The organism is Methylobacterium sp. E-016 (assembly GCF_022829745.1).
GTDB lineage: Bacteria > Pseudomonadota > Alphaproteobacteria > Rhizobiales > Beijerinckiaceae > Methylobacterium.
Map to the genome: position 1 here is coordinate 32,921 of NZ_JAKSYF010000079.1, position 22,320 is coordinate 55,240.

At 75.2% G+C, this 22,320-nt stretch carries 25 protein-coding genes; 4 read left to right on the top strand and 21 right to left on the bottom strand.

Annotated features, from left to right (window positions below; translation table 11 throughout):
* Nucleotides 1–234 precede the first annotated feature (234 nt).
* Nucleotides 235–1,521, top strand: coding sequence for a family 16 glycosylhydrolase (locus MKK68_RS09125; RefSeq protein WP_244029953.1), 1,287 nt, complete (start codon nucleotides 235–237; stop codon nucleotides 1,519–1,521).
* On the opposite strand, the gene MKK68_RS09130 is transcribed toward MKK68_RS09125, so the two are convergent.
* From MKK68_RS09130 to MKK68_RS09205, 16 genes are all read right to left on the bottom strand, one after another.
* Nucleotides 1,481–1,990, bottom strand: a complete 510-nt coding sequence (locus MKK68_RS09130; protein WP_244029955.1) for a hypothetical protein — start codon at nucleotides 1,988–1,990, stop codon at nucleotides 1,481–1,483. The two genes, MKK68_RS09125 and MKK68_RS09130, sit on opposite strands and share 41 nt — an antisense overlap.
* The gene (locus tag MKK68_RS09135; protein WP_243937274.1) at nucleotides 1,987–2,409 is read right to left on the bottom strand and encodes a hypothetical protein; all 423 of its coding nucleotides are present in this window, start codon (nucleotides 2,407–2,409) and stop codon (nucleotides 1,987–1,989) included. Before MKK68_RS09135 ends, MKK68_RS09130 begins: the two co-directional genes overlap by 4 nt.
* 81 nt (nucleotides 2,410–2,490) lie before the next feature.
* Entirely contained in the window at nucleotides 2,491–2,997 is a 507-nt protein-coding gene (locus MKK68_RS09140; protein ID WP_147844812.1) for a hypothetical protein, read from the bottom strand.
* A gap of 71 nt (nucleotides 2,998–3,068) precedes the next feature.
* Nucleotides 3,069–3,695, bottom strand: coding sequence for a lysozyme (locus MKK68_RS09145; protein ID WP_244029957.1), 627 nt, complete (start codon nucleotides 3,693–3,695; stop codon nucleotides 3,069–3,071).
* A gap of 49 nt (nucleotides 3,696–3,744) precedes the next feature.
* Nucleotides 3,745–5,340: a DUF2793 domain-containing protein gene (locus MKK68_RS09150; protein WP_210246721.1), complete on the bottom strand. Its 1,596-nt coding sequence runs from the start codon at nucleotides 5,338–5,340 to the stop codon at nucleotides 3,745–3,747.
* A gap of 28 nt (nucleotides 5,341–5,368) precedes the next feature.
* Nucleotides 5,369–9,262 carry a glycoside hydrolase/phage tail family protein gene (locus tag MKK68_RS09155; protein WP_244029959.1) on the bottom strand — a complete coding sequence of 1,298 codons (3,894 nt, stop codon included), beginning with the start codon at nucleotides 9,260–9,262 and terminating at the stop codon, nucleotides 5,369–5,371.
* Between the two features lie 146 nt (nucleotides 9,263–9,408).
* A complete protein-coding gene (locus MKK68_RS09160) occupies nucleotides 9,409–9,864 on the bottom strand; it encodes a peptidase P60 (protein ID WP_147858897.1) in 456 nt (151 codons plus the stop codon).
* An 11-nt stretch (nucleotides 9,865–9,875) separates the two neighbouring features.
* The gene (locus MKK68_RS09165; protein WP_244029960.1) at nucleotides 9,876–10,751 is read right to left on the bottom strand and encodes a DUF2163 domain-containing protein; all 876 of its coding nucleotides are present in this window, start codon (nucleotides 10,749–10,751) and stop codon (nucleotides 9,876–9,878) included.
* A 13-nt stretch (nucleotides 10,752–10,764) separates the two neighbouring features.
* Nucleotides 10,765–11,406: a DUF2460 domain-containing protein gene (locus MKK68_RS09170; RefSeq protein WP_244029962.1), complete on the bottom strand. Its 642-nt coding sequence runs from the start codon at nucleotides 11,404–11,406 to the stop codon at nucleotides 10,765–10,767.
* A gap of 14 nt (nucleotides 11,407–11,420) precedes the next feature.
* Nucleotides 11,421–11,996, bottom strand: a complete 576-nt coding sequence (locus MKK68_RS09175) for a phage tail tape measure protein (protein ID WP_243951568.1) — start codon at nucleotides 11,994–11,996, stop codon at nucleotides 11,421–11,423.
* A 27-nt stretch (nucleotides 11,997–12,023) separates the two neighbouring features.
* On the bottom strand, nucleotides 12,024–12,209 hold the full coding sequence (locus MKK68_RS09180; protein WP_147844810.1) for a phage tail assembly chaperone: 186 nt from the start codon (nucleotides 12,207–12,209) through the stop codon (nucleotides 12,024–12,026).
* 29 nt (nucleotides 12,210–12,238) lie between these two features.
* Nucleotides 12,239–12,562 carry a gene transfer agent family protein gene (locus tag MKK68_RS09185; protein WP_147858893.1) on the bottom strand — a complete coding sequence of 108 codons (324 nt, stop codon included), beginning with the start codon at nucleotides 12,560–12,562 and terminating at the stop codon, nucleotides 12,239–12,241.
* 202 nt (nucleotides 12,563–12,764) lie between these two features.
* Nucleotides 12,765–13,175, bottom strand: coding sequence for a phage major tail protein, TP901-1 family (locus MKK68_RS09190; RefSeq protein WP_244029964.1), 411 nt, complete (start codon nucleotides 13,173–13,175; stop codon nucleotides 12,765–12,767).
* Nucleotides 13,172–13,627: a DUF3168 domain-containing protein gene (locus MKK68_RS09195; RefSeq protein ID WP_244029966.1), complete on the bottom strand. Its 456-nt coding sequence runs from the start codon at nucleotides 13,625–13,627 to the stop codon at nucleotides 13,172–13,174. The genes MKK68_RS09190 and MKK68_RS09195 overlap by 4 nt, the downstream gene beginning before the upstream one ends.
* Nucleotides 13,624–13,971 carry a head-tail adaptor protein gene (locus MKK68_RS09200; RefSeq protein ID WP_244029968.1) on the bottom strand — a complete coding sequence of 116 codons (348 nt, stop codon included), beginning with the start codon at nucleotides 13,969–13,971 and terminating at the stop codon, nucleotides 13,624–13,626. The genes MKK68_RS09195 and MKK68_RS09200 overlap by 4 nt, the downstream gene beginning before the upstream one ends.
* Before the next feature lie 63 nt (nucleotides 13,972–14,034).
* Entirely contained in the window at nucleotides 14,035–14,592 is a 558-nt protein-coding gene (locus MKK68_RS09205; protein ID WP_147858889.1) for a phage head-tail connector protein, read from the bottom strand.
* A gap of 36 nt (nucleotides 14,593–14,628) precedes the next feature.
* Here MKK68_RS09205 and MKK68_RS09210 point away from each other — a divergent pair, with 36 nt between their 5' ends.
* From MKK68_RS09210 to MKK68_RS09220, 3 genes are all read left to right on the top strand, one after another.
* Nucleotides 14,629–15,372: a S1 family peptidase gene (locus MKK68_RS09210; RefSeq protein ID WP_244029970.1), complete on the top strand. Its 744-nt coding sequence runs from the start codon at nucleotides 14,629–14,631 to the stop codon at nucleotides 15,370–15,372.
* A gap of 107 nt (nucleotides 15,373–15,479) precedes the next feature.
* Nucleotides 15,480–16,355, top strand: coding sequence for a S1 family peptidase (locus tag MKK68_RS09215; protein WP_147729721.1), 876 nt, complete (start codon nucleotides 15,480–15,482; stop codon nucleotides 16,353–16,355).
* Nucleotides 16,356–16,536: 181 nt separating this feature from the next.
* Complete coding sequence (locus MKK68_RS09220) at nucleotides 16,537–17,112, top strand: PAS domain-containing protein (protein WP_147843741.1); 576 nt, start codon at nucleotides 16,537–16,539, stop codon at nucleotides 17,110–17,112.
* A 54-nt stretch (nucleotides 17,113–17,166) separates the two neighbouring features.
* Here MKK68_RS09220 and MKK68_RS09225 read toward each other — a convergent pair whose 3' ends face one another.
* From MKK68_RS09225 to MKK68_RS09245, 5 genes are all read right to left on the bottom strand, one after another.
* Nucleotides 17,167–18,450, bottom strand: a complete 1,284-nt coding sequence (locus tag MKK68_RS09225) for a phage major capsid protein (RefSeq protein WP_147858886.1) — start codon at nucleotides 18,448–18,450, stop codon at nucleotides 17,167–17,169.
* An 85-nt stretch (nucleotides 18,451–18,535) separates the two neighbouring features.
* Nucleotides 18,536–19,024, bottom strand: coding sequence for an HK97 family phage prohead protease (locus tag MKK68_RS09230; RefSeq protein ID WP_147858885.1), 489 nt, complete (start codon nucleotides 19,022–19,024; stop codon nucleotides 18,536–18,538).
* Nucleotides 19,025–19,071: 47 nt separating this feature from the next.
* A complete protein-coding gene (locus MKK68_RS09235; protein ID WP_243951583.1) occupies nucleotides 19,072–20,244 on the bottom strand; it encodes a phage portal protein in 1,173 nt (390 codons plus the stop codon).
* Between the two features lie 98 nt (nucleotides 20,245–20,342).
* Complete coding sequence (locus tag MKK68_RS09240) at nucleotides 20,343–21,620, bottom strand: DNA-packaging protein (protein ID WP_147858884.1); 1,278 nt, start codon at nucleotides 21,618–21,620, stop codon at nucleotides 20,343–20,345.
* Complete coding sequence (locus MKK68_RS09245) at nucleotides 21,565–22,146, bottom strand: hypothetical protein (protein ID WP_187274749.1); 582 nt, start codon at nucleotides 22,144–22,146, stop codon at nucleotides 21,565–21,567. The genes MKK68_RS09240 and MKK68_RS09245 overlap by 56 nt, the downstream gene beginning before the upstream one ends.
* Nucleotides 22,147–22,320 lie beyond the last annotated feature (174 nt).

The window sequence follows — 22,320 nt, forward strand, 5'->3', positions numbered from 1 at the left end:
GGAGCGAGGATCGGCGACGAAGAGGCCACGCGCGACGACTGTCGAACGCCGAGGCCGTCGGTAGTTTATACGCGAACCCGCCCAACGAAGACGCAGATGGCGCCCGAAGCGGCGGCCGAAGACCGCAAACGACCCAGCGCACCGCGGAACCAAGTTTGTAAACCGATTATTCTATTTTGAGTTGTATTCATCATGCGCGGCGGCTTCGGCCGCCCGCGTGAGGCGGGACCCGTCATGGCGATCGATCCGAACCACCTGTCGCAGACCGCGACGCTGACCTTCGCCGAGGAGTTCGACGCGTTCACGCCGTGGAACGGCACGACGGGCCTCGACACGGTCGGGGCGCCGCAATGGTCGACGAAGGTCCGCGCGACCGGGACGATGCCATACAACGATGAATTGCAATATTACGTCGCCGGCGCGGACGGCGCCGCGGGCGGCACGGCCGGCCTGCCCGACCCGTTCCAGGTCTCCGACGGCGCGCTGACGATCTCCGCCGCGCCGGCCGCCCCCGACATCCAGGGTTCGATCGAGGGGCAGACCTACACGTCGGGGATGATCAACACCTACCACAGCTTCAGCCAGACCTACGGCTACTTCGAGATCCGCGCGCAGCTCCCCGCGGCCCACGGCATGTGGCCGGCGTTCTGGATGCTGCCCGCGGACGGGAGCTGGCCGCCGGAGCTCGACGTGATGGAGATGGTCGGCGGCGACCCGAACACCCTGCGCAACACCGTCCACAGCCAGGTCTCGGGCAGCCAGCGGGTCGACGCGACGCATTACCTGGACGAGGCGAACGTCGCCGTGCCGGACATGACGTCGGGCTTCCACACCTACGGCGTCGACTGGGAGCCCGACACCATCACCTGGTACTACGACGGGCACCCGACCTTCCAGGCCGCCACGCCGGCCGATCTCAACAAGCCGATGTACCTGATCGCCAACCTCGCCGTCGGCGGGGCCTGGGCCGGCGACCCGGACGCGGCGTCGGCGCAGATGACGATCGATTACATCCGGGCCTATGCGAGCGCGCCGACCGCGGCGTCGCCGAGCGACACCTTCCACTTCCGCGACGCGAGCACCGGCGACGACCTCTACACGACGAGCGCGAGCGAACGGGCCTACGTCGCGCAGAACCTGCCGTCCTACACCGCGGAGGGCGTGGCCTGGATGGCGCCCGCCGCGAGTGCGGACACGGTGGACGTGTTCCGCTTCGTCGATACGCGGACGGGCGAGCACTTCTATACGGCGAGCCCCACGGAGCGCGCCCACATCGACGCGATGATGCCGAGCTTCCACGACGAGGGCGTGGCGTTCCAGGCCTATGCCGACCCGGCGCTGGCCGGCGCCGACGCGCTGACGGTGCAGCGCTTCCTCGACACCGCGACCGGCGAGCACCACTACACGGCCGGCACCGCCGAGACGGCGGCCTTCGAGAAGGCCCAGGCCGGCGGCAGCTGGGTTCACGAGGGGGCAGCCTTCACGGTGCACGCGCCGTCGCCCGGAATGCTGGACCTGTGACCCCGCCGCAGGTCACCCGGAAGGGGGGGATCGCGTCCGGCTGGCGCTGGCGGAAGACGGTGCGCTGAAGCCAGTTGCAGGCGGCCGACGGGCTCTCGACCAGGATCGCGGGGCCGCAGGGGAAGTCGGCCGGGATCTCGGTCTCGATGGTCTGGGGCCGGCCGTCGCGGTCCCAGGGCGGCGCATCGAAGGCGATCTCGGGGAGCATCACCCGGCGCCCGTCGGCGCCGAAGCTCTGCAGGCGCCACGTGACGTGCAGCGCGCATTCGGCGCCGTAGGCGATCACCCGCGTCTGGCGCAGGGCGCCGCCGGGCGCGACCTCGGGCGTCAGCAGGTCCGTCGAGCGGACGCGGTAGGGCCCGTGCCAGTCGCCGGCGGTGTAGGAGACGAAGGCGCACAGCGCGAGGAACAGGCTCCCGCCGACCGCGTGGTAGAGCCGGGTGAGCCAGCGGTCGAGGGCGGCGCTCATCGCAGATCTCCCCGGAACAGCCGCCAGATCTGGCGGACGAGCGGCAGCCGGTCGATCCCGAACTGCGCCAGCGCGAAGGCCGTGACGGCGACGGCGACCGCCGCATGCTTCATCCGCCGGTAGTACCGGGCCAGCGCCCGCCGCTCGATCCGGTCGTCGATCACCGCGTCGAGGGCGGCGAGGCGGTCCGGCGTCTGGTGCCGGATGAAGCTGCGCCACTCGGTGCCGAACCGGACGACCAGCCGGTCCTCGTCCGGCTCGGTCGCGGCCCGCTCGGCGTAGGCGCGGCGGATCAGGGTCTCGCCGAGGCCGTCGTCGGGGGGCGGCAGCACCCGGCCGACGCCCTCGCCGATCGCCGCGAGGGCCGCCCGGCGGCAGGCGGGGTCGCGCTCCGCCGGGCTTCGTGGTGTCGCGTCCATGCCGTCCCTCCGCGGATGCCAGCGTGTCGTTCGAGCACCCGCACGGGCGTCCCGGCCGCGGACGGGGCCGTCGCTCCGGCGCTATCGCGCCGCGAGGCCGGCGGCGGCGAGGGCCGGCGCGAGCGTGTTGGCGGCGGTCGCGCGGTCTTCCAACGCGAGGCGGCGGAACACCTTCTCGGCGATGCCGGGCAGGCCTCCGGCGGCCTTCACGACGAAGCCCGGCACCTGGTCGGACGCCCGCTGCACCGCCGCGGCGATGACGGCCGAGCCGACCGGCACGGTGAGCACCTGCCCCTTGGCGGCGCCGGCCACCGCGTTGAGCGCGTAGTCGGTGACCCGGCGGACCATGCCCTCCACGACGGACTTCGACAGGACGTAGCCGAGCAGCGGCGCGAACCGGGCGATCAGCCCGGTCGCCAGGGCGACGAGGAGCGGCGTCAGCACCGCCTGCGCCGTCGTGGCGAAGCCGACGATCCAGTCGCCCCAGGGCAGCACGACGGCGCCCCCCGCCGCGGCGAGGGCGGGCGGGGCCGCGAGGCCGATCGAGAGGGCACCGGCGAGCGCCGGCGCCGCGGAGAAGCGGGACATGGTCGAATCCTTCGGCTGGGGTTGCGCGGCTGGACCCGGCCGGCACGGGATCTGGGATCGGGCGCGGCGGATCAGGCCCGGGCCTTCGCCGGCGCGGCGGCCGCGGCGAGCCAGGCCTCGATTCGGTGCCGCAGCCGCGCGAGCCGACCCGGCCGCGGCACGGTCGGCACCAGGACCGGGGTCGCGACGCCCGGGTCCGTGACCGCGGCGACGGGGGCCGCGATCCGGAGCCGCGCGGCGTTCACGGTCGGGCGCGGCAGGGCGACGGCGTAGGCGGTGACGAGCTGCTCGGCCTCGGCGCGGCGGCGGGGCAGGATCGCCGCGGGCTTGCGGCACAGCAGCAGCGCGTCGGCGGCACCGGCCGCGTCGCCGGCGTTGATCCGTCTCAGGACGGTCGAGCCGGCGAAGGCCGCCGGGCCGATGTTGTAGCAGAGCGAGACGAGGGCATCGAAGGCGTGCGGCCCGACCGCCGCCGTCAGGCCGTCGCGGACCGCGGCGACGTAGGTCGCGACGTCGCGCGCGAAGATCGCGTCGCACTCGGCCGCGGTGATCGCGAGGCCGGGGACGACGCGGGGGCGCCCCGCCGCGGAGGTGTGGCCGACGCCGATGGTCCAGACGCCGACGGAATCGCGGTAGGCCGTCAGCCGCCGTCCCTCGCGCGCGATGAGGCACGCCTCGCCGATAAGGGTGAGATTCATGGGGATCTCCGGGGCGGGGAACGGCGGTCGGTGCGGCGGGCGCCCGGCCTCAGCCCAGCTGCTGCGCGCCGAAGGACGCGTCGGCCGCGGCCACGTAGCCGTCGGCCCCCGTGAACCGCACCCAGACCTCGACGCCGTCGCCGGCCGCGAGCTTCAGGGTCGTGGCGAGCGACAGGGCGGTGACCCCGTCCACCAGCGCACCGGTCGCGGCGGCGCGGCCGCGCCCGGCGGGGGCGCCGTTCCGGTAGAGCTGGACCTCGAAGGCCGTCGGCGCGCTCGCGTTGTTGCGCTTGTAGGTGAGCATGGCCGAGACCCGATAGAGGCCGGCCTCGGGGGCGGTGAAGCGGTTCGTCGCGGCCGCGAACGCGCCCTGGTCGTTGCTGTCGGCGATGTTGAACTGCACCTTCGTCCAGGCGCCGGCCGGGACGTAGTTGTCGAAGCTCGTGGTCGCCGCCGCCTTGGCGAAATTGCTGATCCGCGCCCAGCCCGTGCCGGTGTACCACTTGAGCGCGGTCGCGGTGCTGTCGGCGTAGAGCTGCCCTTGCGCGAGCCCCGTCGTCGGGTCGGCGGCCAGCGGCGCGAGGCGCACCGCCCCGCTGGCCTCGACGGCGAACGCCTCGGCCGTGGCCGTGGTGCCGGCCGGCGTGGTGCGCAGGCTGATCCGCGTCGGCTGCGACGCGTCCGACCACGCCTCCGAGGCCAGGAAGGCGACCTGCACCCGCGGCGCCGACGCGTAGCCGGAGGCGCCGTAGCCGTATGCGGAGAGCTGCCCGATCGCGGCATCCGGCGGCAGGGCAGCCGGCGCGGCGGCGCTCCCGGCCGCGGCCCGGAAGGCGAGGTGTCCCGCGGCGTTGGCGCCGTATCCGTCGAGGACGAGCCGCGGCGTCGTCCCGTCGGCGCCGGAGACCCGCAGCACCGTCTGGGGCGGCGCGTCGGGAAGCGCGCCGGCATGGGTGCCGATCTCCACCGGCCCGGCGATCCGCCCGAGGGCGAGCCGGCCGGTCGCCGCCGAGACCGAGAGCGCGGTCGAGAAGCTCGCGCCGTCCGGGCTCACCTTCAGGGCCACGTCGTCGGCGCCGAAGGTGCCGAGCAGCGCCCGCGTCGAGAACCCGGTCTGGAACGCCAGGCCGGCATCGCGCGCCGCCGCCTGCTTGTTGAGGGTGAGCCGCACGCTGCCCGAGCCCGGCGTCGCGTCGTCCCAGGAGAGCAGAGCGGCCTCGGACTTCACCGCCAGCCGGTTCACGGCGTCGGCCGCGGTGCCGATCCCGAGGCGGGCGAGGTTCTGGAGGCTCGCCAGGGTGGCGCGGAAGCTCGTCCAGGCGCTGCCGGTGAAGATGTAGAGGTCGCCCTCGTCGGCCACGAAGGCGAGCCAGCCCGGTCGGGGCGCGAGCCCGACCCAGACCCCGTCCCGGAAGCAGGCGACCTGGCCCGACAGCCCGGCCCAGGCCCCGGTGGGCGCGGCCGCGACGACAAGGTAGCGGTCGCCCTCGGCCGGGGCGGCCGGCGGCGCGGCGAGGTCCTTGTCGAGGCAGGCGAGCTGCACCAGCGCGTCGAGCTGCACCAGGGCCTCGTTGTGGGTGACGTGCTTCTGCGCCTGGTTGGCCGCGATCAGCGGCAGCGCGAGGTTCTGCGTGGTGTCCGGCATCGGCGGGCTCCGTCGAGGGATCGAGGTGTCAGCCCCGGCGCACGGCGACGCGCGCGCGGGTGGCCGGGCCCGGCCCGAACACCGCCCCGACCTGCGCGACGGCGATGTCGAGCACCGCCTGCGGGCCGCCGAAATCCGCGGCCTCGTCGGCGTAGAGCAAGCTCGGCCCGGCGGCGGCGAGGCTGCGCAGCCCGTGGCCGTCGGCGGCGAAGACGGTGACGGCGTAGGCCTCCACCGCCTCGTCGAGGGGAATGTCCGCGACGTCCCAGCTGTCGGCGTCGCGGCGCGCCCGGCGGATCCACGACAGGCGCACGCCGCCGGGCTCGCGCCGGGCGCGGAGGTGGACCGGGCTCGACGGCGCCAGCGCCGCGAGGCCGGCGGCGGCGAAGATCTCGACGAAGCACGGGTCGCCGGGATCGCGCGAGGCCGGGCCGATCCGGTAGCGGAACCGGCGCCCGGCCTCGTCGAGCCGGTCGACGAGGGGAATCACCGCGCCGTCGTCGAGGCGCACGATCAGGCTTCCGGCCGGGGCCGGGCGCGAGGCCGCCGCCTCGCTGCCGGCGAGCCCGCGCAGCAACCGGCCGAGACGGAACGTTTCGGGCCCGACGAGCACGGCCTCCTGCGCCGCGATCATCTCCACGCTGCCGTCCGGCGCGATCACCGCGAACAGGTTGCCGCCGGCCAGCATCGCCGGCAGGTCGAGGCTGCCGAGCGCGCCGGCGTTGCGCAGGGTCGCGTCGAGGCGCGTCGCGCGGTCGAGACGCCAGAGGGGCCCCGGGGGCAGCGCCGTCAGCGTCCGCCCGAGGCAGGCCGGGTAGTCGGCGGTGCCGTGGAGCGCCAGCGGCGCGCCCGCGCCGTCCGAGCGCCAGATCGCCAGCGCACCGGGCCACGGCTCGGCGGTCGCGGCCAGGTACTGCAGCGCGGTCGGGGTTCCGCGGTCGGCGGGCAGGTCGAGGGCGAGCGCGAACGGGGCGCCGGCGAGCAGCGGAGGCCGGACGGGCCGGGTCGTCGACGCGCGGCGCGCCGGCCGCGTGCCCGGCCCGTGCAGCGGCACGCCGCGGGTCTCGAGCCGGCGGCCGGCCGGCCCGTCGTCGATGCGCACGATGCGCTGGAGGCCGGCCGGCGTCGCCAGCAGGTCGCCGGGCTCGAGATCGAGGCGGCGCGGGCTGAGCGTCAGCCCGGCGGTGTCGCGGCCCGCGATGGCCCGGTCGAGGAGCGCCTCGGCAAGGTTTTCTGCGGTCTCGCGCCGGGTGACGACCGCCGCCTCGATCCGGGTCTCGCGCCGCCGGCCGCCGGCCGGCCGGATCGCGGCGGCGGACGCGCGGCGATAGTCCGGGTTCTCGGAATCGGTGAAGCCGATCTCGATCGAGCGCGGCAGGCCGCTCTCCTCGGCGCGCACCCGGCGCAGCGGCGCCTCGTCCTCGGAGACGCGCACGAGGTCGTCGTCGGCGATGATCACCGCCGCCTCGCGCCGCGGCCCGCGCAGCCGCAGGGTGCCGGCGACCGCCGACACGTCGAGGCCGTAGAGCTGCGCCAGCGGCTCCAGGGCGGCGCGGGCCGAGAGCGGCCGGTCGATCACCGCGCCGTCGAGGTAGGCGGCGGCCTCGATCGCGACGGGCACGGCGACGCCGAGGTCGGACAGGATCCGCTCGATCAGCCGGTCGAGGTCGCAGCCCTCGATCCGGCCGGTGATCCAGTGGCCGACCCGCCAGTTGCCGGCATCGGCCCAGACCGAGCCCTGGTCGGGAAAGGCCGGGTAGGGCCACGCGTCCCAGGCCCAGACGAAGACCGCGCCCGGGTCGACCATCGGCCCGCCGTAGACGGGCGAGAGCGGGTTGTCGGCGGCCGCGAAGCCCGCCGCGGCGGGATCGAACCGCGACAGGATCGCCTCCAGGCCGCGCAGCTGGATCAGCTCGTCGCGCAGGCCGCGCGAGGCGGGCGGAAAGGCGCTCTCGGAGGATTTCGGGTCGGGGAAGACGTTGGGTCCGTTGGTGCCCTTGTCGACCGCCGGCACGCCGATCTCGGTGAGCCAGATCGGCTTCCCGCGCGGCACCCAGGCCGTGGCGCGGGTCTCGACCCCGCCCGCCCGCTCGACGTGCGCGCTCGACCACCAGCCGACGAGGTCCTTGGGCCGGAACGTCCACGGCTTCCCGTAGGCGCCGTCGGTGATCGGGCTGCGGCGCTGCGCGGCGCGGGCCTCGTCGTCGGCGTAGTACCAGTCGAACGCCTCGCCGCCGCCGAGCCGGGCCTTGAGGAAGCCGCGGTCGTAGATCGTGTCGGTCTCGGCGAGGTCGGCCTGCGCGGGCGTGTCGCGAAAGTCCGAGATCGGCGGATAATAGTCGATCCCGACCGCGTCGATGCTCGGGTCGGAAAACAGCGCGTCGAGGGGGAAGCGCACGCTGGCGCCGCCGTCGCGGACCTGGGCGCCGTACTCGGTCCAGTCGGCGGCGTAGACGAGCTTCACCGACGGCCCGAGCCTCCGGCGCACCGTTCGGGCGAGGTCGATCAGCGCCGTTGCCGCCGGGCAGGTCTCGCCCGCGCCGCGCACGCGGGTGAGGCCGACGAGCTCGCTGGCGAGGACGAAGCCGGAGAGCGGCGTGCCGGCGGCCGCCCAGCCGGCCGCGAGGTCGGCATAGTGCAGCACCTGCCGGCGATAGCCCTGCGCGCCGGCGAAGTAGGCCAGCACCTGCGCCTCGGCCGCCGCCGTCCCGTCCGGGCTGCCGGGCTGGCCGGGGGCGGGATCGCAGGTGATGCGGCCGCGCCAGGGGTAGGCCGGCTGGCCGACGCTGCCGGGCGCGTAGGGATCGGGCAGCGCGTTGCCGGCGGCGACGTCCATCATCACGAACGGGTAGAGCACCACCGCGAGGCCGCGCCGGGCCAGCTCCGCCATCAGGCGGCCGAGGCCGGCATCGGAGGGCGTGCCGCCATAGGCCGGCGTGCCGTCCGGCGCGGCGGAGACGGGCGCGACCTGCGTGCGGTCGAGGCCGGCCACGAGCCAGCCGTCGCCGGTGGTCGCCTTGTCGCGGATCTCGACGCGGGGCGCGACCGTGCAGTGCCCGGCGCGCAGGTCGTCGCCGAACCACGCCACCACCACCGCGATGCGGGCGAGGTTCGGGCACAACGCCTGCAGCGCGTCGAGCGACGCGACCACGTCGGTCGCCGCCTGGAGCTGGAACCGGTTGGCGGCCCGCGTCCGGCCGAGGCCGAGATCGACCGTGACCGGCATCGGGTCGAGGCCGAACTCGGACGCGCCGGGGATCAGGTTCACCGCGCGGATCAGCGGCGCGACGCCGTTGACCGGCCGCACCACCTCGAAGGCGAATTGCGGGATGCGGTTGCCGTAATCGGCCAGGGGCAGCCCCTCGAACACCACGTAGGCGAGGCCGCGATAGGCCGGCGCGTCGGCGCCCTCCTTGGCGACGATCAGCGGATCGGGCGCCTGGTCGGCCGCGCCGGCATGGACCCGGCAGGTGATCGCGGTGCGGTCGAGCTCGATCCCGTCCGCCCAGATCCGCCGGACGAGGGCGATCTCGCCCTCGCACAGGCCGACCGCGAGGTTGGCGAAGTAGGCGTAGCGCGTCCGCACGGTCTTCTGCCCGCCGCCGCCCTTCGCCGGGGAGGACGCCCGCTCGACGGCCGTGTTGGCGACCTCGAGCGGCCGCGTCGCCCAGATCAGGGTGCCGCCGAGCTTCGCCCGGCCGTAGACGCGCGGCACCGGATTGCCCTCGGTCGAGGACAGGCCGGCGACGTCCGACAGCCGCGGCCCGGCGACGAAGCGCGGGCTCGTCCCCGCCCCGAACAGGGCGCCGTCGAGCCCGGCCCCCGCCGCCGCGCCGGCCACCCGCCCGACCACGCTCCCGATCGGCCCGCCGAGCGCGGTCCCGACCGCCGCGCCCGCCGTGGACAGGATCAGCGTGGCCATGGCGGGCTCCGGGGCTTCAGTCTCGATGGGATTGCGCTTCAATCGAAAATCGCAGCGCAAGTGCTTCCCTCCCCTCTCTGCAGGGGAGGAACAGGGCTAGACTCCGAGGCGAACCGGCTCCTGGAGACTTCCCGCGCGCCACGCCCTCACCCCGCCCCCGGGAAACGGAACACCCCGACCAGGTGCCGCCGCCACCACGGCGTGAAGGCCACCTCCGTCACCGCGGCGCGGTCGTGGGCGTGGATCATCCCGGCCTGCGTGGCGATGGCGCAGTGGCGGGCGGGCAGGTGCGCGCGGAAGGCGAAGAGCAGCACCTCGCCCGGCGCCGGCCCGTGGCGCGCGAGGTCGGCCGCGACCGGGACGAGGTGGCGGGCGGCGGCCTCCGTCAGCGGGTCGGTGCCGGGGGCAGCCGATTCCGCCCAGGTGCCGGAATAGGGCGGCGGCGCCTCGGGCTCGTCGCCCAGAAGGCCGCGCCAGACGCCGCGCAGCAGGCCGAGGCAGTCGCAGCCGACGCCGATCAGCGAGGCCTGGTGCCGGTAGGGCGTGCCGAGCCAGAGCCGGGCCTCGGCCGCGACCGCGGCACCGTCGAGCGGGTCGCGCATGGGGCGTCCTTTCAGCGGAACAGCGAGCCGCCGTCGAGGCCGGGACCCGCGCCGGGGGCGTAGCGCACGACGAAATCGTTGCCCGGCATGTGCGGGAAGCCCTGGAAGTTCAGGGCGTTCGCGAAGGTGCCGCGGCAGGTGGCGAGGCGCTTGTCGCAGCCGGCGACGAGGGTGAAGGCGTCGCCCGGCGCGCTGCCGCGCGGCGGCGCCTCCCACAACTCGATCAGGGTGCCGAGATGCGTGCGCACGTCGCCGGACAGGCCGGCATTGGCGCCCGCGGTCCAGCTCAGGCGGCCGCCGCTGAACAGCCCGTCGGCGAAGGTGCCCGCGACCGCCGCGGACAGGGTGCCGGGCTCCGGCAGGCCGTCGACCGTGCCGTCGGTGCGGAACCGCGCGACGTCGACGCCGCAGCGGGCGTCGCCGAGGTCGGCGCCGCAAGTGGCGCGGTAGCTGCGGCCGCGCTCGGCGTCGAGCCGGTCGGCCAGGCCCCGCACCTCCGCGACGAAGGCGTCGCCCGCCCGGCGGATCTCGCCGAGCGTGCCGACGTCGAGCAGCAGGCGGGTGTCCGGGTCGGTCCAGTCCACCAGCCAGGTCTCGATCCCGGCGCCGTCGTAGAGGCCGCCGGCGATGTCGGCCTCGGTCAGCCCGAGGCTCGCGAGCGCGCCGGAGACGTCGCCGCCGGAGACGGCGAAGCCGAGCTCGGCCGCGGCTTCGGCCGCTTCCAGCCCGGTGCGGGCAGCGTAGGTTAGGCCCGCCACGGCGAGGTCGCGGTCGTGGTCGGTGAAGCCGAGGGCGACGCCGTCGCGGCGGCGCAGGGCCCAGCATCGGCAGAGGGTGGTGACCCCGCCGGCGCGGTGGGCGGCGAAGGCGGGCGGCAGGTCGCGCATGGTTCCGAACTCCCTACGGCACGATCTCGACGAGCGGCACCTTCGGGATCTCGCCCGCGGCGAAGGCTTCGAGGTTGACGACGAGGTCGTCGGTGTCGAACCGGACCGGCACGTCGAAGGCGAAGCCCGCGGTGATCACGGCGTCGGCCGCCGGCACCGAGCCGGCGCCGAACACGACCAGCCCGGTCGCGGGATCGCAGGCGAAGCCCGCGGCCGCCACCTCGATCCCGGCGACCGCCACCCGCACGCTCCCCGCGACCGGCTTGGCGATCGTCCGCCGGTAGGGCGTCGGCCCGGCACCGTAGGTCTTCGCCAGAGGGAAGGCGGCGGTCGCGCCGTCGCCGATGCCGAGGCGCTGGTCGGTCGGCGCCGGCACCCGGCCCGGCGGCCCGGAGCGGAAATCGGCCCGGTCGCGATAGCGGAAGCCGTAGAGCCGCCCGCGCCGCTCCTCGAAGAAGCCCAGAACCGCATGGAGCGTGTCGAGCGAGCGGATGCCGAAGCCGGCATCGTAGCGCCGGCGCGAATCGGCCCAGCGGCTGTTGCGGTGCTCCCGCCCCGAGGCCAGCGTGACGATCTCGGTCAGCCGGCTCGGGCCGCCGCTGCCGCGCAGCGCCACGTCGAGGGGAAAGGACACCTCGTGGAAATCGTCCGGCATCGGTCCTCCTCCGATCATAGCGCCCGCTGGCCGCGCGCCACGGCGCGGGCGAGGCTCGCGGTCACCTGCGCCTCGGACTTGCGGAACGAGGTTGCGTCCGGCGTCGCGATGTTGACGGTGACCGCGACGGGCCGGCCGCCCGATCCGGCGCCGACCCCGAGGCGGCCGTCGGGGCCGCGGCGCAGCGGCAGGATCGCCTCGGGGCCGGCCTCCCCCATCAGGCCGGTGCCGCCGCTCATCGGGAAGTAGGTCGGCGCCGCGACGACCCCGCCGCCGGCGAAGGCCCGCACCCGGCCGCCCTGAAGCACGCCGCCGCGGGCGAACGCCGCGTCCGCCCCCACGCTCGAGCCGAGCAGGCCGTCGACCAGGCCGATGAGGCCGGTGCGGACCGGCTTGAGCGCGGCCTGGACCGCCGCCCCGGCGAGCCGCGTGCCCAGCGACCCGAGCACCCCGTCGAGCTGCCGCCCGGAGCTGAGGCTTCGGGTCAGGGCCGTCGACAGGCTCTGCCCGAAGCGCTGGGCGAGCTTGTCCAGGGTGTCGAGCTGCTTGATGCGGGCGGCGTTCGCCCGGTCGAGGTCGGTCTCCGCCATGGTGGCCTCCAGCGACGCGGACCGGCGTCAGGTTGCGTCCGGATGGTCGGCGATCAGCCGCGCCAGCCCGTCGCGGCCGAGCGCTCCGCCCCCGGTGCGGAGACCGGCGGCGGAGAGCAGCTCGCGCGGCGTGGCACGCCAGAAATCGCGCGGGCGCCAGCGCAGGCGCCCGAGCCCGAGCGCCAGCGCGTCGTCCCACGGGAAGGCGGGCATCGGGCCCGGCGCGCTCCCGCCCGTGGGGCTCAAGGGTCCGCGGGCGGTTCCCCGAAGGCGGCGACGAGCGCCTCGCCGAGGGCGCCGGCGAGGGGCTCCAGGCCGCCGGCCAGCGGCAGGGCGGCGACCGCCGCGTCGTCGAGGGCGTGGCCGCCGCCCCGGAGCGCCGCGCCCAGCAGCGCGATCAGGTCGCGCGCCGCGAGCCGGCCGGAGGAAAAGCGCTCGGCCAGGCCGACGAGGTCACCCGCCTGCAGCGCGGCCTCGAGTTCCGCCAGGGCGCCGAGCGTCAGGCAGAGGGTGTAGCGGGTGCCGCCGAGATCGAGCGGCACCTCGCCGCGCCTGCGGTTGACCATGAAGGGGTTCTCCTGGGTGGCCTTCGACCGGAACCGGCCGAAGGCGTCCGCCGCACCGGCGGCGGCGCGCGGTCGCGCTTGCTTCCCGAGGTCGGGATGCTCGTCTTGGTGGCCTTCGACCGGAACCGGCCGAAGGCGTCCGCCGCACTGGCGGCGGCGCGCGGTCGCGCTCGCCGACCGGCGTCGGGATGCCCGTGCCGGCTCAGAGCGCGATGAAGGCGATGGCGCCGGCCGATTCCAGGCTCATGTCGAAGGTCACCTCGCCGGCGTGATCCCCGCGGTATTCCAGCGCCGTGATCTGGAACGGCCCCTCGAGGGTGCCGAAGGCGGGCACCACCACCTGGAAGGTCTCGATGACCCCGTCGAAGAACACCTGCCGCAGGCGCAGGTCGGAGGCCTCGTCGCGGAACACGCCGGAGCCCGAGATCGCGGCCCGGCGCGCGCCGGCACCGGCGAGGAGCTCGCGCCAGCGCCCGGCGGAATCGGCGTTGGTGACGTCGATGGCCTCGGCGTTGAACGCGATCTGGCGGGCGCGCAGGCCCGCCACCGCGACGAAGCCGCCGGCGCCGTTGCCGGCGCGGACCAACAGGTCCTTCCCCTTCTGAGCGGTCATGTCGGGTTCCTTTCGGTGACGGCCTGGAGCGTGAGGACGGCGCGGGCCTCGCCGGTGCGCTCGTCGCGCCGCGTGGCGATGGCCTGGACACGCAGGGTCACGAGGGCGTGGCCGGTGAGCGCCAGGGCCGGATCGGCGACGAGGAGCGACATCCGCTCGGCGGCGTCGAGCGCGGTGCGGACCGAGCCGGGCCGGGCGAAGACCACGAGCGCGTGGCTGTGCTGGTGGCGGACGGCGCCGTCGACGGAATCGTCGCGGATCTCGGCGTCGCCGAACAGGGCGTAGACCGGCTGCGCGCCGGCAGGCGGCTCGTCGTAGAGCCGGAACGTGCCCCCCATCAGCCGGGCGAGCGCGGCATTGGTGGAGAACCGCGCGATGAGCGCCGCGCGCAGGGCGAGGAGCGGGCTCGGCGCCGGCGGGGCGAGGGCCGTGCCGGGCGATGCGTCGGTCATGGGCTCGCCTCCGACAGGGCCTCGACGTGGCAGACGAGGTCGCGGCCGCGCTCGTCCGGATCGACGATCGTCCGGATGGCGAAGCGGCGCGGGCCGGCGGCGAGCCGCATCGCCGGCGTGAGCCCGGTGCGCCCCCGCAGGGTGATGCGGTGGGTCGCGACGCTGTCGTCGCGCCCGCCGCGGAGGCGCTCGACGGCGCCGACCGGCTCGATCGCCCCCCACAGCACCGGCCCGGCGACGTAGCGCCGGAGGATGCCGCCGAACCCGTCGGGCTCGTCCACCGGCAGCTCCAGCACGAGCCGGCGCCGGCGCGTGCCGATCGCCCGCGGAACGGTGTCGGGCATGGTGGCCTCCGGGGTACGGGACATCGCGAAGCGGGTTCGGGCGAGCGCGTCCGGCGGCGCGGATCACAGCCGCAGCCGGCGGAACGGCGCGGTCGCCGACGCGAGGTCGGCCCCGTCCGAGAAGGCGTCGTCGCCGCGGTGCTCGTACCGGGCGGCGGCCCGCCGCAGCACGGCGAGCCTCAGCGGCGGCGGGATCGGAGGCCCGTCGCCGCCGTATCCGGCCACGAGATCGACCAGCACGGCGCGCCCGGCCGCATCGGGGATCGCGGCGAAGAGCAGGCCCGGCGCCTCGATCCGGTCGGCGGCGAGGCTCGCCGAGCCCGCGGCGAATTCGGCGATGCCGCCATCCGCCGCGGAGAACCCGGCGCGCACCAGGGCGACGAGGGGGCTCAGCGGCACCGGCACGCGCCCGTCCGCGGGCAGCCGGTCCAGCACCATCCGCCAGGTGCCGGGCACGAGGATGCGCCGGGTCTCGGCCTCGACCTCGCTGCGGGCGGCCGCGATCAGGCCGGCGAGCAGGTCGTCCTCGGTGGCGTCGTCCGGGTCGAGGCGCAGGTAGCCGCGCAGCTCGGGCACGCTCACCGGCTCGACGACGGCGCCGGCCACGCGTATCGGCATCATCGCGCATCTCCATGAAGCGTGGATCGAGGGGTCTCGATGGTGTTCGGACAGCGCGTTCCCCGCCCGGCCGCGATCGGCCTGGCGTGGCTCGCGACCCTGGCGTGGGCCGGCGGGCCGGCGCATGCCGTGGTCGGCGGCGCCGAGGCGACGCCCGAGGGCGCGGTGATGGTGCTGTCGTCGAAGGGCGGGGTCTGCTCCGCCGTGGTGGTGGCGCCGGACACGGTGCTCACCGCCGGCCATTGCGCCGGCGCGGGCCTCGAGCACCGCGTCCATTTCCGCGACGCGTCCGGGCAGCCGGTCCTCGTCGAGGTCGCGGCCCGGGCGGTCCATCCGGGCTACGATGCCGGGGCGATCGCCGGCCGGCGGCGCTCGATCGACCTCGCGCTGCTGCGCACGGCGACGCCGCTGCCGCCGCGCTTTTCCCCGGCGACGTTCAGCACCGCGAGCCCGCGGGCCGGCGAGACGCTGACGCTGGCCGGCTACGGCGCCGAGCGGCCCGGCGACCCGCGCTCGACCGGCACCCTCCGCAGCGTCGCCCTGCCGGTGATCGAGCCCTACGGCCCGAGCCGCATCCTGGTCTGGCTCAAGGCAGCGGGCCGCGCCGGCGGCTGCCAGGGCGATTCCGGCGGCCCGGTCTCGGACGCGGCGGGCGTCGTCGCCGTCACCGCCTGGATCGGCGGCGCCTGCGGTGGCCTGACCCAGGCCGTCCGCGTCGCGCCGCAGCGCGACTGGCTCGACCGCACGCTCGCCGGCTGGGACCGGACGGCGCGCTGGCACTGAGCCGGCGGTCCCGCCGGCCCCGAGGAACCGAACCTTGGCCGACGGATTGCTTTACGTTAGGCTTCAGTCCCACCTGCCGAGAGCGCCCTCGGCCCCCGGAGAGAACGATGCTCGCCACTGTGCTCCGCGGCGCCCTGCTCGGCGGCCTGTCCGTCGGCCTCCTCGGCTCGCTGCCGGCACCGGCTTCGGCCGTGATCAACGGCGAGGTGACCCGCGACCCGAACGGCACGCGCAACTTCGTGGTGCGGATCGAGAGCACCCAGGGCGAGATCTGCTCGGGCACGCTGATCGCGCCCGATCTCGTGCTGACCGCAGCCCATTGCGTGATGCAGCCGGCCAGCTACAGCATCGTGGCGGTCGACCGCGGCTTCCGCCAGCGCCGCGTCTCGGTGATCGCCGCCTCAATGCATCCCGAATTCGTCCCCGGCACCACGCCGGAGGACCAGCCGGGCGTCGACCTCGCCCTGCTCAAGCTCGAGCAGCCGCTCGGCACGGACTACGCGCCCCTCGATCCGCGCGGCGCCGGCTCGATCGGCAACGGCGACGCGGTCGACATCGCCGGCTTCGGCGTCGTCGCCGAGAACCGCCGCAACACCGCCCGCACCCTGCGCCAGGCGCACCTCGTCTCGATCGGGTCGCTGCAGGTCGCCAACCGCGTCACCGTCGTCACCGACCGCCGCCGCATGGCCGAGACCGCCGGCGCCGGCGCCTGCCTCGGCGATTCCGGCGGCCCGATCCTGTCGGGCGGCCCCGGCGGCTACCAGATCGTCGGCGTGGTGAGCTGGTCGAGCGGGGCGATGCGCCAGGACGCCCGCCGCCGCACCGCCTGCGGCGGGTTCACGGCGGTGACGCCGGTGGCCGAGCACACCGGGTGGATCGCGGCACGCTCGGCCGAGCTTTCCCGGATCGAGGTCGGCCAGGCGATGCCGGCCGGCCGCGGCAACCGCTCGGATTGGATGGCCCGGCCCGGGCGCAACCGCTGAACCCTGACCCGAACCGGAATTTGCAGAAGGACCAGGTTTCACGTGCGGTCGCGCGATCGTCGCCCGTGCATCTGGTCGATTGCATTTTCAATTCAGTGAATGATACCGCTTGATGCGATGGCGCCGACGCATCCGGCCTCAACCGGAACGCGATGCGGCTTCGCTCCCGGGAGCATCGCTCATGTTCGACGGCTCGACACCCGCCACGCCCTCGCTCGCCTCGGCGCTCATCGCCTTCGGGTTCGTCGGCGCCTGGGAGACGAACGTCGCGGCCGGGCGCTCGGTCCTCGACGAGGGCGCCTGCGACGTGATGGCGGGCGACGCGTCGCTCGCCGGCAAGCCCCTCACGCTAGACGAGTCGCTCGCGCGCATCCACCCGGAGGATCGCGACTGGGTGTTCGACCGGATCAGGCAGGTGCGCGAGACCGGCGGTTCGTTCTCCGCCGACTTCCGGATCGTCACGGAAGGCGGCGACATCCGCTGGATCCGCAACCGCGGCCACGTGACCCGGACGGAGACCGGCATGCACGGCCACGGCGCCTTCTTCGACGTCACCGACACGCGCGCGAAGCTCGACGTCCTGCCACGGCCGAAGCTTCGCCTGCTGCCCCCGGCCGATCCGCTGGAGCAGGCCGCCGACCAGATCCTGGCCGCCCGCGTGGCGATCGACCGGACCGGGCAGAAGCGCCTGCGCACCCTCGTCGATACGCTGCTGCTAGAGGTGGGCCGCGCCCTGGCACGGCGCCAGGGCGCGTGAGGCCGGCCCGGGGCGGGCCGTCGACGCGGGCGGGGACGCCGCCCGCGGCCCGGATCAGGCGAACTTCAGCAGCTTGATCGCGGCGAAGTCCTGCACGCCGCCGCCGACGCGCTTGGTGGTGTAGAACAGCACGTAGGGCTTGGCGGAATACGGGTCGCGCAGCACCCGCAGGCCGGTGCGGTCGACCACGAGGTAGCCGCGGCGGAAATCGCCGAAGGCGAGCGCGAGGCTGCCGGCGGCGATGTCGGGCATCGCCTCGGCCTCCGTCACCGGGAAGCCGAGCAGGGTCGCGGCCCGGTCCGAGGCGGTCGGCGGCAGCCAGAGATAGTTGCCCTCGTTGTCCTTGAACTTGCGGATCGCGCTCTGCGTGCGCCGGCTCATCACGAAGCCGGCGTTCTGGCGGTAGCCGGCCTTGAGGCCGTAGACGAGGTCGAACAGCACGTCGGCCGGGTTCGCCGCCGGGAAGGCGCCGGCCGTGCCGGTGCCGACGATCCCGATCTTGCCCGGCACCCAGGCGTCGTTGCCCACGGTGTCGTAGCTGAGGAAGCCGCGCGGGCGGCTGACGCCGTTGCCGGTGACGAAGGCGACGCTCTCCTGCTCGGAGAACGCGGTCTCGACCTCGTCGGCGAGCCAGGCGTCGATGTCGACCACGGCGTCGTCGAGCAGAGTCTGGGTCGCGGCCGGCATGGCGTAGAGCTCCATCGCCGGGAAGTTCAGCTCCGACAGCACCGGCCCGTCGGTGGCCGGGCGCGGCGCGGTCTCGGCGATCCAGCCGGCGATTGGGGCGCCGGTCGCCACCGCGCGCTTGTACTGGCCGCCCGAGATGGTGCGGACGCTGGCGATGGCACGGATCGGCGACAGGTCGGCTAGGCGCTTGAGCACCTCGCGCTCGATGGTCTGCGGCACGAGGTAGCCGCCGTCCGGGCCGGATCCGGCCAAGAGCGCCTTGGCCTCCAGGCTCTTCAGGCCTCCGCTCTCGCCGGCGCGGACGTAGAGGTCGAACGCCGTCTTGTGCTCGTCGGCGGCCGCATCGCGCGGCTGCTCGGGCCGGCCGAGCGGCGGGCGGGCGCGGTCCAGGGTGATCCGGTCGAGGCGCGTCCGAGCACTGTCCAGCGCCGCATCGATCCGCGCGAGCTTCTCCTCGGTGAGCACGTCGGGCCCGAGCCGGCCCTCGATCTGGGCGAGCCGGGTGTCGTTGGTCTCCTTGAAGGCCTCGAAGGCCTGGGTCAGCCCGTCGAAGGCGTCCCGCGCGGTGCCCGGCTCGGCGCCGGGCCGCCCGGCCTTGTTCTCCAGTAGCACGCGATCGGACTTGGTCTCGAAGGTCTCGTGACGGGTCATGTGAGCCTCACCGTTGGAATGAAAAGTTACGCGCGGATCCCTCCCCCTCTGCGGGGGAGGGAAGAACGTGGGCGCCCGCCGCCTCTCACCACCCGGCGGGGGTGGCGGAGCGCCCGGCGGCACGCACCGGCGCGAGGCGCCGGGCGAAGGCGCGCAGTTCCGCCGGCAGCGGGGCGTTCGCGACGCGCGCCCCCGGCTGCAGCGGGAAGGTCACCAGGGAGATCTCCCAGAGATCCACCGCGTGCAGTTGCCGAAAGCCGCCGCGCGGGCGCGCCTCCAGGGTGCGGAAGCCGATCGACAGACCGTCGAGGGCGCCGTCCCGCATCAGCGCGTCGATCTCGCGCGCCCGCTGCACCGCGAGGTTGAGGCGACCCTCGACGCGCAGGCCGCGCCCATCCTCGGCGAGCGCCTGCCAGCGCCCGATCGGCTCGGCGGGATCGTGCTGCCACAGCATCCGCACGCCGGCGGCGCCGCGCTGCCGCAGGCTCGCGGCGAAGGCCCCCGCCTGCACGATGTCGCGCCCGAGGTCGGGCACGCCGAACAGGCTGGCATAGCCGGTGAAGTGGCCGTCCATGGCGGTCTCCCGTGGCGGGCAGGGAAAGATCGGGCTGCGCCGGAGCCTCAGGCCCCGGGCTCCGGGGCTTCGGGCGGGTAGCCCACCGCCGCGCGCTTCTCGGCCTTCGTCAGGAAGTCGGCCGCCTGCACCCGACGCCACAGCGACTCGCGCTCGCTGGCCAGCGCCTCGATCGCGTCGAGATCCGGCTCGAGGCGGACGTCGCCGAAGGCCGGCGCGAGCCAGTGCGCGAGCGCCTCCGCCGTGCGGCGGGCGAGCGGCACCAGGGTCTGGCGGTAGAAGGCGCGGTTGGCCTCGGCGTAGTTGGCGTGGGTGTTGTCGCCCGGAAGCCCGAGGAGCAGCGGCGGCACGCCGAAGGCCAGGGCGATCTCGCGCGCGGCCGCGGCCTTCGCCTCGACGAAGTCCATCTCCTTGGGCGACAGCGCCAGCGGCTTCCAGTCGAGCCCGCCTTCGAGCAGCAGCGGCCGCCCGGCATTGCCGGCGCCCTGGTAGTTCGCCTCCAGCTCGGCTTTCAGCCGCACGAACTGCGCCTCGCTCAAGCTCGCCCCGGCACCGGCGAAGACCAGCGCGCCGGAGGGGCGCGCCGCGTTGTCGAGCAGCGCCTTGTTCCAGGCCCCGGCCGCGTTGTGGATGTCGAGGGAGATCGCGGCCGCCTCCATCGGCGACAGGCCGTAATGGTCGTCGGTGGGGTGGAACAGGGCGAGATGCAGGATCGGCGGCACGGCGCCGGACTCGTCGTAGGCGACGCGGCGGCCGCCGACCTCGTAGACGTAGCCGGCCGGCCAGCCGTCGGGCCCCGGCACCACCCGCATCCGGTCGGGGCGCAGCGCGAACAGGGCGCGCGGGATCCCGTCGAGCGACACCGCCTCGAGATAGGCGTTCCCGGACACCATCAGGTGCCCGTACAGGGTCTCCAGCAGGCGGGTGCCGCCCTCGCGCGGGTTCGGCCGCGCCAGCAGCGCGGCGATCGGGTGGTCGGCCGCCTCCGCGCCGGTGACGACCAGCGGGATCGACGCGGCGCCCTCGGCGACGAGCCGCACGGCGCGGTGGACCACGGCGTTGCGCTGGTAGCCCTCGCGGGCGAGCGCGGTGCCGTCGCGCGCGGTCCAGACGGCGCGGGCGTCCCCGTAGAGGGCGACGCTCGGCCCGGAGAGCGGGGCCGCCTTCACGGCCGGCACGTAGCCGGCGGCCCGCGCCAGCCTCGTCAGCAGGGTCGGCATCGGGCGCCTCCTCGAGATGCGTGTTGTCCGACGCCTCATGGGTCGAAACCCATGAGGCCCGGCGGATGGCCGCCGCCCCGCAGTCGCGTGGGCCGGCATCAGAAGCTGCGGATGCGCGGCTCGGCGCGGGGCGCGAGCAGCAGGTGCGTCACCGCCCAGACCAGGGCGTCGAGGCGGTCGGGCGAGGCGCCGGACGAGAGCCCGTCCGCCCCGAAATCGCACAGCTCGTCCTCGAGCGCCGGCAGCGCCCCGACGTGGCGGACGCGCGCTTGCGCGTAGAGCAGCGAGACCGGCTCGGCCCGCAGGTATTTTCCCCGTGTGGCGCGCACCGGGGTCACCGGCACCGCCGGATCGCACTGGGCGAGCACGGCGGTGGCCATCTCGCCGCCCTGGTTGACCTCGACCACGAGCCCGTCGGCGCCGAGGCGGTGGTAGAGCGCGAGCGCGGCGTTGGCCCAGGCCTGCGGGCTGGCGCGCGCCACCGTCGCGTCGGCGAGCACGTAGGCGGTCTCGCCCAACGCCCCGACCGCGACGATCCCGCAGGCATCGGCCGAGCGGCCTGAGCTCGCCGGCGGGTCGACCGCGACGACGATGCGGGACAGATCGGGTGCCGCGGCGACGCGGGCCGCCTCGATCGTCTCGCGCGTCCACAGGGCGTCGGCCCGGTCGTCGATCAGCTCGCCGTCGAGCTCCTGCCGCCCGAGGCGGGTGCCGGCGTAGCGCCCGACCACCGCCTCCAGGAAGGCGGGGGCGAGGTTTCGGGCGTTGTCGGCGGTGCGGGCCTTCGTGACCACGCAGCGCGGGTCGGCGATCAGCCGGCGGATCAGCGGGATCGGCCGCGGCGTGGTGGTGACGAGGTTGCGCGGGCGGGCGCCCAGCCGCAGCCCGAATTGCAGCATGTCGAAGGCGGCATCCGGCCGGCGCCACTTGGCGATCTCGTCCGACCACGCCGCGCCGAATTGCGGGCCGCGCAGGGAATCCGGCTCCTCGGCCGAGAACGCCGACGCCACCGCCCCGTTCGCCCACTCGACCCGGCGCCGGCTCGGCGACCAGCGCGGGCGGCTGCCGCGCTCGGGCAGCCCGAGCAGGCCCGACGGGCCCTCGACCATCACGTCGCGCACGTCGGCGAAGGTCTCGCCGACGAGCGCGATCCGGCCGATCGCCCTGTCGGTGAAGGCCGGGTCGCCGCGGGCGAGCGCGTCGACCCACTCCGCCCCCGTCCGCGTCTTGCCGCAGCCGCGGCCGCCGATCACCGCCCAGGTGGTCCAGTCGTCCTCCCAGGGCGGCGGAAGCTGGTCGGGCCGCGCCTGGTGCAGCCAGTCAAGCGCCAGCGCCCGGAGGAGCGGCGGCGGCAGGCTCGCCAGAAAGGCGGCCATCCGGCCGGTCGCCGCGGCATCCTCCATAGCGGCGCGCGATCTCCGCGCGGAGGCCCGGAAGGTCGAGGGCGGAAGGGGTTCGGCCGTCGCCATCGCCCTCCCCTTCGCTAGCGGGATCGTCGGCGGCGAGGTCGTCGAGCAGGCGCTTGAGGCCCCCGAGATCGCGCAGGGTCCGCGCGGAATCGATCACCGCCGCCCCCTCGCCGCGCAGAGCCGCATCGAACGTCGCGATCTGCCGGCCGATATGCGCACGCAGCCGCCGCCGCAGCACCGGGAGGTCGGCGGGCACGCGCACCGGATCGCCGCACCGTTCGAGGGCGGCGAGATCGGCCAGGATGTCGTCGGTCCCGCGCGGGCGGACCGGGCACGTCCGCGCCCATCCGCGATCGCGCATCCAGCCCGTCACGGTCGTCTGCGGGAGCCCGGCGGCGGCGGCGATCCGCGCGAGGCTGGCCTCGCCGTGCCGCACCAGCCGTTCCACGGCGGCGACGACCTCCGGTGGGACGGCCCCGGTTGCGCTGCCCATCCGCCGCCTCCCGAGACCGTCTCGTCACACTTCTGGAGCGTGCGGTTCTTATGCCGGAGGAGCGTGCCGATGTCAAGCTCTTAATCCTTAGAACGATATTTTTTCCTTCTCTTAGGCGTTTGCTGCGGGATCCCGGTTCGTGCGACGAGGCCGGCTTCCCAGGCGGGCCGGAGC